This is a genomic window from Hafnia paralvei ATCC 29927 (assembly GCF_001655005.1).
Taxonomy (GTDB): domain Bacteria; phylum Pseudomonadota; class Gammaproteobacteria; order Enterobacterales; family Enterobacteriaceae; genus Hafnia; species Hafnia paralvei.
Window position 1 is genome coordinate 57632 of the sequence record NZ_LXET01000039.1, and the last position, 12737, is coordinate 70368.

10 protein-coding genes are annotated in these 12737 nt (G+C 48.1%); 6 read left to right on the forward strand and 4 right to left on the reverse strand.

Translation table 11 applies throughout. From position 1 onward, the window contains the following. Positions 1-6 precede the first annotated feature (6 nt). From rstB to M988_RS09695, 3 genes are all read left to right on the forward strand, one after another. The gene (gene rstB / locus M988_RS09685) at positions 7-1335 is read left to right on the forward strand and encodes a two-component system sensor histidine kinase RstB (RefSeq protein WP_020303749.1); all 1329 of its coding nucleotides are present in this window, start codon (positions 7-9) and stop codon (positions 1333-1335) included. Positions 1336-1385: 50 nt separating this feature from the next. After that, positions 1386-2873, forward strand: coding sequence for a carboxypeptidase M32 (locus M988_RS09690; protein ID WP_064573873.1), 1488 nt, complete (start codon positions 1386-1388; stop codon positions 2871-2873). A gap of 97 nt (positions 2874-2970) precedes the next feature. Next, a complete protein-coding gene (locus M988_RS09695) occupies positions 2971-4137 on the forward strand; it encodes a tetratricopeptide repeat protein (RefSeq protein ID WP_064573875.1) in 1167 nt (388 codons plus the stop codon). A 148-nt stretch (positions 4138-4285) separates the two neighbouring features. On the opposite strand, the gene M988_RS09700 is transcribed toward M988_RS09695, so the two are convergent. Then, positions 4286-4921, reverse strand: coding sequence for a hypothetical protein (locus M988_RS09700; RefSeq protein WP_064573877.1), 636 nt, complete (start codon positions 4919-4921; stop codon positions 4286-4288). A 432-nt stretch (positions 4922-5353) separates the two neighbouring features. Then, on the reverse strand, positions 5354-6124 hold the full coding sequence (locus M988_RS09705) for a class I SAM-dependent methyltransferase (RefSeq protein ID WP_064573879.1): 771 nt from the start codon (positions 6122-6124) through the stop codon (positions 5354-5356). 270 nt (positions 6125-6394) lie between these two features. Between M988_RS09705 and ydgU the strand changes: the two genes are divergently transcribed. Both ydgU and M988_RS09710 read left to right on the forward strand, forming a co-directional pair. Next, positions 6395-6475, forward strand: a complete 81-nt coding sequence (gene ydgU / locus M988_RS23415) for a small membrane protein YdgU (RefSeq protein ID WP_455749055.1) — start codon at positions 6395-6397, stop codon at positions 6473-6475. 105 nt (positions 6476-6580) lie between these two features. Next, positions 6581-7453 carry a trypsin-like serine peptidase gene (locus tag M988_RS09710; RefSeq protein WP_020303750.1) on the forward strand — a complete coding sequence of 291 codons (873 nt, stop codon included), beginning with the start codon at positions 6581-6583 and terminating at the stop codon, positions 7451-7453. Here the strand turns inward: M988_RS09710 and hrpA are convergent. Beyond that, positions 7431-11318, reverse strand: a complete 3888-nt coding sequence (gene hrpA / locus M988_RS09715; protein ID WP_008813471.1) for an ATP-dependent RNA helicase HrpA — start codon at positions 11316-11318, stop codon at positions 7431-7433. The genes M988_RS09710 and hrpA overlap by 23 nt on opposite strands. A 350-nt stretch (positions 11319-11668) precedes the next feature. Here hrpA and M988_RS09720 point away from each other — a divergent pair, with 350 nt between their 5' ends. Then, complete coding sequence (locus M988_RS09720; protein WP_008813470.1) at positions 11669-12274, forward strand: FMN-dependent NADH-azoreductase; 606 nt, start codon at positions 11669-11671, stop codon at positions 12272-12274. Positions 12275-12400: 126 nt separating this feature from the next. Here M988_RS09720 and M988_RS09725 read toward each other — a convergent pair whose 3' ends face one another. Continuing rightward, a complete protein-coding gene (locus tag M988_RS09725; protein ID WP_008813469.1) occupies positions 12401-12727 on the reverse strand; it encodes a YdbL family probable chaperone protein in 327 nt (108 codons plus the stop codon). Between the last annotated feature and the right edge of the window lie 10 nt (positions 12728-12737).

Sequence of the window (12737 nt, forward strand, 5' to 3'; positions counted from 1 at the left end):
CTCTCGATGAGAAAGCTTTTTGTCCAATTTTATCTTCTGTTGTTCGTCTGTTTCTTGGTTATGGCGATGCTGGTAGGGCTCGTTTATAAAGTGACCGCCGAGCGCGCTGGGCGCCAGTCGATGGATGACCTGATGAAGAGCTCGCTCTATCTGATCCGCAGCGAACTGCGCGAAATCCCTCCGCGAGATTGGAATAAGACCATCAACAAACTTGATTGGAATTTGTCCTTCAAATTTCATATCGAACCGCTAGGCAAGCGGCAGTTAGCCCCTGAGCTTGAAAAGAAGCTGCGTAACGGCGAAATTGTGGCGTTAGACAGTGAATATTCCTTTATTCAGCGCATACCGCGTAGCCACTATGTATTAGCGGTTGGCCCTATTCCCTATCTTTTCTATCTGCACGAAATGCGCCTGCTAGATTTAGCGCTACTATTGTTTATCGGTTTATCACTTGCGCTGCCCGTGTTTCTTTGGATGCGACCACATTGGCAGGATTTATTGCAGCTTGAGAACGCCGCTCAGCGTTTGGGTGAAGGTCATCTGGAGGAAAGAACGCATTTCGACGCTACCTCTAGCCTCCATCGTTTAGGTGTGGCCTTCAATCAAATGGCCGACAATATCAATACGCTGATCGTCAGTAAAAAGCAGTTGATTGACGGTATTGCTCACGAGCTGCGTACGCCGCTGGTGCGCCTACGCTATCGCCTTGCAATGAGTGACAATCTGTCTGAGTCAGAACAAACGGCGTTAAATCGCGATATTGGACAGCTCGAAGGCCTCATTGATGAACTCTTAACCTATGCGCGACTCGACCGCCCACAGGTGGAAACCCATCTTGAAGCCATCGATTTGCCCAAATGGCTGGCCGAACGGATTGCGGATATTCAGATGATTCATCCAGAACATGAAATCACGCTGGATGTTCCCCATGAAGGCGATTTTGGTGCCGTCGATCTGCGCTTGATGGAGCGTGTGCTAGATAATTTAGTCAATAATGCCCTGCGCTACAGCGAGAAAAAACTGCGCGTTGGGTTATGGTTTGACGGTAATAACGCATGTTTACAGGTGGAGGATGACGGCCCTGGTATTCCTCCTGAAGAACGCGAGCGAATATTTGAGCCTTTTGTCCGACTTGACCCAAGCCGCGATCGGGCAACCGGTGGATGTGGACTCGGTTTAGCCATTGTCTGCAGCATTGCGCAAGCTTATCAAGGCACCATCTCGGCTAGCGGCAGTTCGTTGGGGGGAGCATCGTTGCTATTCAGTTGGCCACGCCGTCAGACCAATACGCCACCGACGATCGGTGCGCAAGCCGAACAATCGCATACCCACTGATCTTCTCATTTTTAATTTGTTTAATTGCCGCAAGGCATAGGGAGTCTACGATGACAACAGCCTACGATCAGCTACGCGATACGTTTACACGCCTGTCTCGCTTGTCACACCTTTCCGCTATAACGGGCTGGGATATGCAGACTCAAATGCCTTCCGGCGGGAGTCAAGCTCGCGCCGAAGCCTTATCTGAACTCAGTGTTCTCATGCACCAAACGTTAACTGCTCCACAGATAGCGGATTGGATTGAACAGGCAAAAAATGAGTCTCTTGATACCGATCAGCAAGCTAACTTGCACGAGATTGCACGCCGATATCAGCAGGCAGTGATCTTGCCTGACCAGTTTGTTTCCGCCAAGTCCTTAGCGGGAATGAAATGTGAGCATGCATGGCGAACTCAGCGCCCCGAGAATGACTGGTCTGGGTTTGTGAAAAATTTCGCTCCGGTGGTTGAGTTAAGCCGTGAAGAAGCGCAAATCCGCGCTGAGGCAACCAACGTTAGCCGCTATGACGCCCTTCTTGATTTATATGAGCCAGGAATGACCAGCGCGCGCTTAGACGCCATCTTTGCGGATGTAAAAAGCTGGCTGCCAGAATTACTGAAAAACATTATTGAGAAGCAAAGTGCAGAACAAACACTTTCAGCGCAGGGGCCATTCGCCATTGAGAAACAGCGCGCTCTGGGTCTAGACATTATGCAAGTGCTTGGCTTTGATTTTAATCATGGCCGTCTGGATGTAAGCGCACATCCTTTCTGCGGCGGTGTTCCTGAAGATGTCCGCATTACGACCCGCTATACTGAAAATGATTTTCTCAGCGCATTGCTGGGCATTGTGCATGAAACCGGACATGCACGATATGAACAGAACTTGCCAAAACAATGGGCTGGACAGCCGATTGGCGAGGCGCGTTCGACGGCAATTCATGAATCTCAAAGTTTGCTATTTGAAATGCAGCTCGCTCGTAGCGAGCCTTTCCTCACGTTTTTGCGTCCTTACGTACAAAAAGCGTTTGGCGATCAGCCTGCTTTTGATCCTGCTAATTTCAAACGCATCAATCAGCACGTGGAAGCTGGCTGTATCCGTATTGATGCCGACGAAGTGAGCTACCCTGCTCATGTCATTCTGCGTTATGAAATCGAGCGAGCGTTAATTGAGGGGGATATTGATGTGCAGCACATTCCAGAGCTTTGGGATGAGAAAATGCAGGCTTACCTCGGACTCAGCACCAAAGATAATTTCCGCGATGGCTGCATGCAAGATATTCACTGGACCGATGGTGCATTTGGCTATTTCCCGACTTATACGCTAGGTGCGATGTATGCCGCTCAGCTATTTGCCTCTGCTAAAGTGGCGTTGCCAGATTTAAACAGCCAGATTTTGCGCGGAGACTTGTCACCGCTATCTGATTGGTTGCGTCAGAATATCTGGCAACAGGGTTCTCGTTTCGACACTGACACATTGATAAAAAATGCCAGCGGCGAAACACTCAATCCAAGCTTCTTCCGCCGTCATTTGGAACAGCGTTATTTAGACAGGTAGAAAGAAGGTTGAAGCCAGCGCTGATAGATGAGTAATGGATATCTCGATAAAATGGCGCGTATTTGTTTATCTAATTTTTCAAGGAAGAAAAACGACCATGGCAATAGCTAAAGTTTCACTGAACAACCTACTGCTGATTGCAATACTGGCCTCATCCTCAGTAAATGCAGCCTCTCAAGATATTAAAGCGCTACAAATTAAGGCTAGCCAAGGTGATATCCAGGCCAGCCTTGAGCTTGGCAAACATTTTGAGAACGCTGAAGGCGTTGAGCAAAATTTGGGTGAAGCGTTAACTTACTATCGCAGAGCCGTGCTACTCGGTCATTCAGAAGAAGGAAGCCAACGCCTTACCGCACTCCGTCATCGATACGGTGAAATAGAAAAAAAAGCAAAAAGCGGTGACCCTAAATCAGAATACGATTTCGGCACGATCCTTAGCGCCGATCCAGACTATGAAAATTATTATCCACGACGCAGCGAGCCAAAAGCCAAAGATTGGTTTGAACGCGCTGCTGAGCAAGGATACCGCCCCGCACAGAGAAGCCTCGCGAGTATTTATGCGCAGATGCCACTGAAAAACTTAGAAAAATCGCTGTACTGGTTCTCTATATGGGCGAAATCTGGCGATGCTAGCAGCCAGCTAGAAGTTGCCGACATTCTCAAAGAATACCCTTTCATGTTAATGAAGAATCAGCTTGAGTTAAGAAAAGAGTGGCTAACGTTGGCCGCTAACAATGGTTCCGCTGAGGCCATGCTTGAGCTTGGATATTTTATTCGCGACAACGAAGGCAATGATGACGCTGCGCTTAGCTGGTATATGAAGTCTGCCAATAAAGGTTACGCCCGAGGACAATTGGCTGTTGGTCTTTCGCTGATTCATAAGCATGACATTCAGCAAGCGGTTAAATGGCTCGAGCTAGCCGCTTCAAATGGCAATATGTCCTCCCAGACGGCACTCGGGCAAATTTATGAGGAAATGGAACCTCTGAATCAGAAACGCGCTTTATTTTGGTACCAAAAAGCCGCAGCACAAGGGGATACCTATGCGGCATATCGCACCGGTTACTATCTTCATAATGGGATCACCGTTGCCAAAGATAATATCACCGCTTGGTCTTGGTGCTCGCTCGGTATAGACGCGACTCCCGACTCGCGAGATGAAAGAGATGCTATTGAAAAAGAACTGTCGGCTTCTGACTTACAAAAAGCCAAAGAAATATATGCCAAAGAAAAAGCGTTTTATATTGCAGTAAACGGGAGTTAACGACTGAAGGACGTATACCGATCTATTGCCACACCTGAGGTCACTAGCAATAGATCGAAAATATGTAATATAAAAAATGCTTCACCTTCAATTAATGCTCGAACAGCGGACTCTTAAATGAATAAACCAAAGAGTCCCCTAGCATAAATCAAGTGTTTTTAAACTGCTTATTGCACCACTGACAAAATGGGTCCTTAGCTATTTTGCTGCCTATTTCAGCTGGTCTCTTCACTATCAACGAGGCATTACGAGGCCGAGTAATGTAAAATTCCCGTTTTAACCAATCTAGAAATAAAGTATTTAGTTTAGGTTTGTCACCTAATTCTTCCGGCGGTAAAGAAAAATCATACACATCGCCTACTTCCGCATAGCCTATCGCGAGTAAAGAAAGAAAATCGCGTGCGTTATCGGCGATGATACAGCAAAGCATGGATCCAGATCCGGACCCAAGATGCACAAACCTTACCTGTTTGTCATCATCAAGCCACAGTCCCAGCATGGAGCCATCCATGCCGCTGCTTGCAAAAATCACGAGTCTGGATGCGATTTCCTCTGTGACTGTTGGCAAATCAAACCAATGATGAATACTCTCTTGATAGGATGCAGTAAAGGTAATATCTGGCGTATATTCCCAATCATGGCTAATTCTGCCATATAGGAAACCATCATTATACTCTTCTATAAATCCATTTTCTTCTATCCAGTTATATAATGCCAATAATTCATCTGGAGGCTGTACCTTATTTATTGACATAGCGTGAAGCTGTTTTAGCAAGGCTGACATGGAGTGTTTATCCTTAGTTGTTACTCTAAGTGATCTTATCAGGCCAGAACTCGAAGCGATAGTGACGAATATATTACGAATAACAGTAGGCAGTCTTGTCCAAAATTAACCCATCAGAAGTTAAAGTAACTGATTGATTATGATGAAATTCACAGCGATAACAATTTTAAATTGAAGCAACAGTAAAAGTAAATTGTACGCTGGTGATATCTAGCAATATATTATTCTGAGAAAGATGGCTATTTCGCAGGTGTTATAAATACGGTGTTTGTCGCCCTTCTGTTGCCTAATAAGCTTTTTTAGCAGTATGACATATTCCTGTTACTTACAAGAAATGCAGGAGTTTCAGATTGCTGTTATAGCTTAACTTACAATGTATGTTGTAACTAAAAAGAGAGATAAAACCACCGGAAACCTGCTCCGGCGATCGTTTTAACTCTTAACAACCTCAAACATCATGATATCACTGGTAAACGAACCATCAGGCTGAAGTTCAAAGTGCAGCTTCACTTCTTCGGATGCACTCTCTTGGACGACGCGGATGGCGGTAACTAGCGACTCTGGCGTGCGCATGCGTGCAATCCAGCTACTAAATTCTAAATGGAGACGGTCTGAGGTTACCGTTTGGACACGTAATCCGGCCTCAGTAAAAAATGACAGCCACTCGCCTGGCGTATAATCACGGACGTGCGATGTATCTCGCAAAATTTCAATCGTTTGCAGATGGACATCTAAAACAGGAAGCCCCGGAGAAACAACATCCATAAAAATAGCCCTGCCCCCCTGCTTTAACACCCGCTTTACCTCGCGTAGTGCCTTTCCAACATCATACCAATGATGAGCGGAATAACGGCTGATCACGACGTCAAATGATTCGTCGTCAAATGGCAGAGATTCTGCAACGCCCTGCTGGACGACAAGATTGTCTATATCTCTGTCGCGCGCGGCATGTTGCACCACATCAAGCATTTTATCAGAGAGATCATAAGCAACAACCTCGCGAACCTGAGCCGCGACGGCAAAACTAGCATGCCCAGCACCACAGCCGAGATCGAGAACGCTGTCAAAGTCGTCACCTTCAAGTAATCGTGCTAAACGTTGTAAATCGTTGCCCTGTGCGTGCACGGCGCTACCAAGATAGGCGTTTGCCTGATCGGCAAACTGACGATCGACCGCGCGATGGTGGCTCTGCTTATTGGTCATGCATACTCCTGATGTCTGCTTACTTAAAAAGCGATTTTCTCACTATAGTCAGGCGTCTAGCGGGGTTCAATAGCACACTATTGAATTATTTTCATACGAAGTACAAAGCGTTACATGCCGAAACCAATCACTCACAGTCGTTGAAGTGGCGATAATCTAAGATTAATCATCTCCTGAAGTTGAGAATAATTCAGCCGTGCGCGCCAGTGTTAACGATAAAGATCGGTTAGCCATGGAAATCAGTGACTGCGAAGGGTTCGAGGATGGCATATGTTTCGACGCTATGGGTTTGAACTGCTTCTTATATCGCTGATTGTGTGCGGGATCATTACTGCGTGCTTTTATCTGTAGTTGGATGTGAAAGCAGCAAACGAGAAAACATCGCTGAAACGCACCTATTCAACGCAAATATTCCTCGCAGTAATCAATCATTTGGTTAAACTACTGAGTAAATGGATGACTGCAATTGGGTTCCGCTCTATGCAATTACTGCGTTCTATTACGTTGTGCGTTCCAGTTTTTTATTGTGCCATCAACACACTTCCTGCCAAGGCCGATGATGAAATACTCACTCCGACGCAACAGTTACAGCTGTTCTATGGCAAAGACGATCGCATAAAAATAACCAACGTCACGCAATCGCCGTGGAATGCGATTGGCCAAATAGAAACAGAAAGCGGAAATTTGTGCACTGCAACGCTGATTACCTCGCGTTTAGTGCTAACCGCAGGTCACTGTTTACTGACGCCTCCCGGCAAGATTGACCCTGCGATTGCCCTACGTTTCTCTTCGCATAATCAAAAATGGCGCTATGAAATAACTCAGTTGCGTACTTTGGTTGATCCTAAGCTCGGCAAACGCCTTAAAGCCGACGGAGATGGATGGATCGTGCCCTCTTCCGCCGCTCCCCAAGATTATGGCTTAGTGGAAATAGAGAGCGATCGGCTGCCGCCCATCGAACCTCTGCCGTTATGGCAAGGCAACAGTAAACAGCTTACCGCAGAGTTAAAAGCCAACAAGCGTTTAGTCACACAGGCGGGTTATCCGCAAGACCATCTGGATGATTTATACAGCCATGAGAATTGTCTGGTAATGGGATGGGCACAAACGGGAGTTCTGAGTCATCAGTGCGATACGTTGCCCGGAGACAGTGGTTCGCCGCTGCTGATGACAACGGATAACGGCTGGCGGCTTATTGCTATTCAAAGCTCTGCACCCGCCGCCGAAAACCGCGCGCTAGCGGATAATAGAGCGGTGGCCGTCACCGCATTCAGTGACGGCCTAAAACGCCTAGTTCAACAAAATGCTAAGCCAAAATCTGATCAATAGCCTGCATGATACGTTTTTCTGAAATTGGGTACGGTGTACCCAGTTGCTGAGCGAAATAACTCACGCGCAGCTCTTCGATCATCCAACGAATTTCTTTGATTTCGGGCTCTCCGGCACGCTGTGCCGGTAGCTTATTGAGCATTTGCTTCCATGCCTGCTGTACCTGTTCGACCTTTAGCATTTGCGCACGATCACGATGAGGATCGGTCGCCACCTTCTCCAACCGCCGTTCGATGGCGTGCAGATAACGCTCCACATCAGGCAAACGCGATGCACCGGTAGCGGTGACAAAACCACGGTAGATAAGATTACCTACCTGATTTTTGATATCTGACAGCGCCAGCGCTAATGACATATCAACGCGGCCTTTGAGCCGTTTATTAATGCCATTGGCCGTTGTGAGTATTTGTTCCACCTGACGCGCAATCGACACGACTTCGTCATTAAGTTCTGCACGCACCTGTTCATGAAGTTGAGTAAAACCTTCTTCACTCCAAGCGGGGCCACCGTGTTTGGCAATCAATGAGTCGATACCGCAGGCGATACAATCATCAATCAAATCCAACACTTTGCCATAAGGATTGAAGTACAAGCCTAGCTTGGCTTTATTCGGCAACTTTTCGTGCAAATATTTTATCGGCGAAGGAATGTTGAGCAGCAATAAGCGACGCGAACCCTGCCACATTGCCTGCTGCTGTTCCTGCTCGGTTTCAAACAGCCGAATCGCGACGCTATCTTTTTCATCCACCAAAGCAGGAAATGCCTTCATCGAATAACCGCCGCGCTTCTGCTCGTAGCTCTGCGGGAGAGAGCCGAAGCTCCATACGTGTAAGCCCTGCTGTTCTATGCCATCGTCGGCCACTTCTGACAGCGTTTGCTGCACCTGACCTTTTAGCTGAGTTTTCAGCGCTTCAAGCGACTTACCTTCAGCCAGCGTTTTCTTTTTGTCGTCAATGACGCGGAACGTCATGCGCAGATGATCGGGAACCTGATCTAGCTGCCACTCTTCACGTGACACTGTCACGCCAGTCATGCGACGTAGTTCGCGTTCCATCGACTCTAACAACGGCATTTCCAGCGGCGTTGCGCGGCCTAAAAAGGCTTCAGCATAGTTAGGTGCAGGAACAAAATTGCGTCGAATAGGTTTTGGCAGCGATTTAATCAGCGCAATCACCAATTCTCGGCGAATCCCCGGGATCTGCCAGTCAAAACCTGATTCTTCAATCTGGTTGAGTATCGCCAGCGGGATATGTACGGTGACACCGTCAGCGTCGGTACCTGGTTCGAACTGATAGGACAGACGAAGTTTAAACGCCCCTTGATGCCAAAAATTAGGATAATCAAGAGCGCTCACCCCCTGTGCTCCATCTTTAATCAGCATCGATTTTTCGAAATTGAGCAGTTCGGGATCGTTGCGGCTGGCTTTTTTCCACCAACTATCAAAATGGCGAGCGGAAACCACGTCATGACCGATGCGCTGATCGTAGAAACTGAACAACGCCTCATCATCAACTAAAATATCTCGACGACGAGATTTGTGCTCCAGCTCTTCCACTTCGGAACGCAAGCGCTGATTAGCACGGAAGAACGCATGACGCGTCTGCCAGTCACCCTCCACCAGCGCATGACGGATAAACAGTTCGCGGCTCACCTGTGGATCGATACTGCCGTAGTTAACTTTACGAGCAGCCACAATGGGTAAGCCATACAGCGTGACTTTTTCCGTCGCCATCACTGCGCCCTGCGCCTTTTCCCAATGCGGTTCGCTGTAGCTTTTCTTAATCAGATGCTGCGCTAAAGGTTCGATCCATTCAGGATCGATACGCGCCGCGATGCGCCCCCACAGTCGAGACGTCTCCACCAGCTCGGCAACCATCGTCCATTTAGGCGGTTTTTTAAATAGCGCGGAACCAGGGAAAATGGCAAATCGCGCATTTCGAGCACCGGTATACTCCTGCTTTTCAGTGTCCTTTTGGCCAACATGCGATAGCAGACCACTCAGCAAAGAACAGTGAATCCCACGGAAATCACCTGGCACAGAGTTAATAGGAATACGTAACTCTTTAACCACCTGACGCAGTTGAGTGTAGATATCCTGCCATTCACGTACGCGTAAGTAGTTGAGATAATCAGTTTTGCATTGACGACGGAATTGATTCGACGAAAGCTCTTTTTGCTGCTCTTTGAGGTAATCCCACAAATTCACCAGCGATAGAAAATCGCTCTCTTTGTCAGCGAAGCGGCGATGTTTTTCATCCGAGGCTTGTTTCTTCTCACTCGGACGCTCACGAGGATCCTGAATAGACAACCCCGACGTAATGATCATCACTTCGCGTACTGCGCCGTGCTTCTGCGCCTCCAGCACCATACGCGCCAAGCGAGGATCAATAGGCAACTGTGCCAACTGGCGTCCGAGCGGTGTAAGCTGTTGGTGCCCTTGTTCTGAAGTACTGACGGCACCCAGTTCCTCAAGAAGCCGCACACCGTCAAGAATATTGCGCTTATCGGGCGCTTCGACGAACGGAAATGCGGCAATATCGCCCAGTCCAAGCGACGTCATTTGTAGAATAACCGACGCTAAGTTAGTTCGCAGAATCTCAGGATCGGTAAACTCTGGGCGTGACAGGAAATCCTGTTCGCTGTAGAGACGGATACAGATACCTTCAGACACGCGACCGCAGCGTCCTTTACGCTGATTGGCCGAAGCCTGAGAAATCGGTTCAATCGGCAGGCGTTGAACCTTGGTTCTGAAGCTATAGCGACTGATTCGCGCCGTGCCTGGATCGATAACGTACTTAATTCCTGGAACGGTCAACGAAGTTTCTGCCACGTTAGTTGCCAGCACAATACGGCGACCATGGTGGCTTTGGAAAACGCGATTTTGCTCGCTAGCTGACAAACGAGCATATAACGGAAGAATTTCGGTATGCGGCAAATTCAGCTTGGTGAGTGCATCGGCGGTATCACGGATTTCACGCTCGCCGCTCATAAAGATCAGGATATCTCCCGGTCCTTCTCGTCCAAGTTCATCCACGGCATCGAAAATCGCCTGAAGCTGGTCACGGTCGACATCATCAGCATCGTCCACCACGGGGCGATAACGCACTTCGACCGGATAGGTTCGCCCAGAGACTTCGATAATGGGCGCATTATTGAAATGACGCGAGAAACGCTGAGGGTCAATGGTCGCCGACGTAATGATCACTTTCAAATCGGGACGCTTAGGCAGTAGCTGGCGTAGATAGCCGAGAATAAAATCGATATTCAGACTACGCTCATGCGCCTCATCGATAATCAGGGTGTCATACTGCATCAACATGCGATCTTGCTGAATTTCAGCCAGCAAAATACCGTCGGTCATCAGTTTGACCAACGTGTTGTCACTCACCTGATCGTTAAAACGAACTTTATAGCCCACCGCGCCGCCAAGCGTCGTATCAAGCTCATGCGCGATACGATCACCGACCGATCGAGCCGCTAAACGACGCGGCTGGGTATGGCCAATCAGACCTTTTACCCCACGCCCAAGCTCCAGACAAATTTTCGGCAGTTGAGTGGTTTTCCCCGACCCCGTTTCACCGGCAACGATCACAACTTGGTGATCGCGGATCGCGGCGAGTATTTCGTCTTTCTTTTGACTAACCGGCAAGTTTTCCGGATAGGTAATTTTTGGACAGGCAGCACGTCGAGATTCCACGCGTTGCAGCGCGCTGGCCAGATCGACGGCAAGCGTATCAGCGATAGCCTGTTGGCTTTCAGCCTTTTTAACCTTTTTGGCGCCCTGTATGCGGCGCATCAAACGCTGTTTATCGCGCAGCATCAGTTCATCAAGCTGCGAGGCGATGGCGCTAAGCGGGGATGTCACAATCAATATTCCTTGAAACGGATGGCGGACAACAGGTGAAAATGTAAAACCACCGTTTATCTGTTGTTTTTAATGATGTCACTGGGACAAATTCTGTCTGTAATTGTATCACAGGCCAACGTTGGGCAGCAGTAGCACCGGCGCAATCTCTCTCACCCGCCGCTCATATCGCCATGCAGACAGAGCAGGCAATCTCTCATATTCAATTTAATTGAACAAAGAGCTCGAATTATTGCGCTATCACTGATGGGGTTTTATGAATAAAGTGTCTTCCATGCGATGGACACAAGTCCTGATTTCAACAAATAGTCTGATAATACCTAACAGTATTAGGTCACAAGGAAATTACCATGAGCAAAGTATTAGTTCTTAAATCAAGTATTCTGGCTAACTACTCTCAGTCAAACGTTTTGGCTGATTACTTTGTCGAACAATGGCGCCAACAGCATAACGATGACCAGATTCAGGTTCGTGATCTGGCTGCAGATCCAATTCCGGTTCTGGATGGAGAGTTAGTCGGTGCATTACGCCCTTCTGATGCGCCTTTGACACCTCGCCAACAGGATGCATTGGATCTGTCGAACACCTTGATTGAAGAGCTGAAAGCTTCTGACGTGATTGTGATTGCGGCCCCGATGTATAACTTCAACATCTCGACTCAGTTGAAAAACTACTTCGACCTAGTCGCGCGTGCCGGTGTGACGTTCCGTTATACCGAGGCCGGTCCTGAAGGTTTACTGAAAGGTAAAAAAGTCTACGTGCTGACCAGCCGTGGTGGTATTCACAAAGATACCGACACCGATCTGGTTACGCCTTACCTACGCGTCTTCTTAGGCTTTATCGGCCTGACTGACGTAGAGTTCGTATTCGAAGAAGGAATCGCCTACGGCCCAGATATGGCAACGAAAGCGCAGCAAGATGCCAAAGCGCTGATCAGCCAATTGGCAACCGCATAATTCAATATTGCATTATCCCCTCTAGATCCTGTGTCCGGATAAGTGGTTAGTTAAAGAGTTATGATGCAGAAAATAAAAACGCGCTCCTTGTGAGCGCGTTTGTTTATGAAGTCATCCACCTATTCGCTAGGGCTTTCGGAGCCATTGGCCGTTAATGCCACGCACATATTCACCTGATGCTGCACGTTCCACCAGCTTTTGCCCCGCCATTTTAGCGACGTCTTCGCGGCTGATATGGTTATTATTCGCCACTTCTTGATACTTCTCCGCGCGCCCCGTATTGATTTGCTCGACCAGCGCTAACGTTTCTTTATCCTGCTTGAGCGCCACAATATAACCACTCAGCGTTTCCCCTACGCGACCTTGCTGTTTGGCTTGATCCAGCGTCAGAGCAAATACCGCGCTGCTGAAAAGTAGGCCTGCACCGAGCAATGCGATTAGCGATTTTCTCATCGGAATCTCC

What these genes read in the sequence shown, in the direction of transcription:
- rstB (WP_020303749.1), top strand. Translation starts at nt 7, where the DNA reads ATGAGAAAGCTTTTTGTCCAATTTTATCTTCTGTTGTTCGTCTGTTTC.
- M988_RS09690 (WP_064573873.1), top strand. Translation starts at nt 1,386, where the DNA reads ATGACAACAGCCTACGATCAGCTACGCGATACGTTTACACGCCTGTCT.
- M988_RS09695 (WP_064573875.1), top strand. Translation starts at nt 2,971, where the DNA reads ATGGCAATAGCTAAAGTTTCACTGAACAACCTACTGCTGATTGCAATA.
- M988_RS09700 (WP_064573877.1), bottom strand. Translation starts at nt 4,921, where the DNA reads ATGTCAGCCTTGCTAAAACAGCTTCACGCTATGTCAATAAATAAGGTA.
- M988_RS09705 (WP_064573879.1), bottom strand. Translation starts at nt 6,124, where the DNA reads ATGACCAATAAGCAGAGCCACCATCGCGCGGTCGATCGTCAGTTTGCC.
- ydgU (WP_455749055.1), top strand. Translation starts at nt 6,395, where the DNA reads ATGTTTCGACGCTATGGGTTTGAACTGCTTCTTATATCGCTGATTGTG.
- M988_RS09710 (WP_020303750.1), top strand. Translation starts at nt 6,581, where the DNA reads ATGACTGCAATTGGGTTCCGCTCTATGCAATTACTGCGTTCTATTACG.
- M988_RS09720 (WP_008813470.1), top strand. Translation starts at nt 11,669, where the DNA reads ATGAGCAAAGTATTAGTTCTTAAATCAAGTATTCTGGCTAACTACTCT.
- M988_RS09725 (WP_008813469.1), bottom strand. Translation starts at nt 12,727, where the DNA reads ATGAGAAAATCGCTAATCGCATTGCTCGGTGCAGGCCTACTTTTCAGC.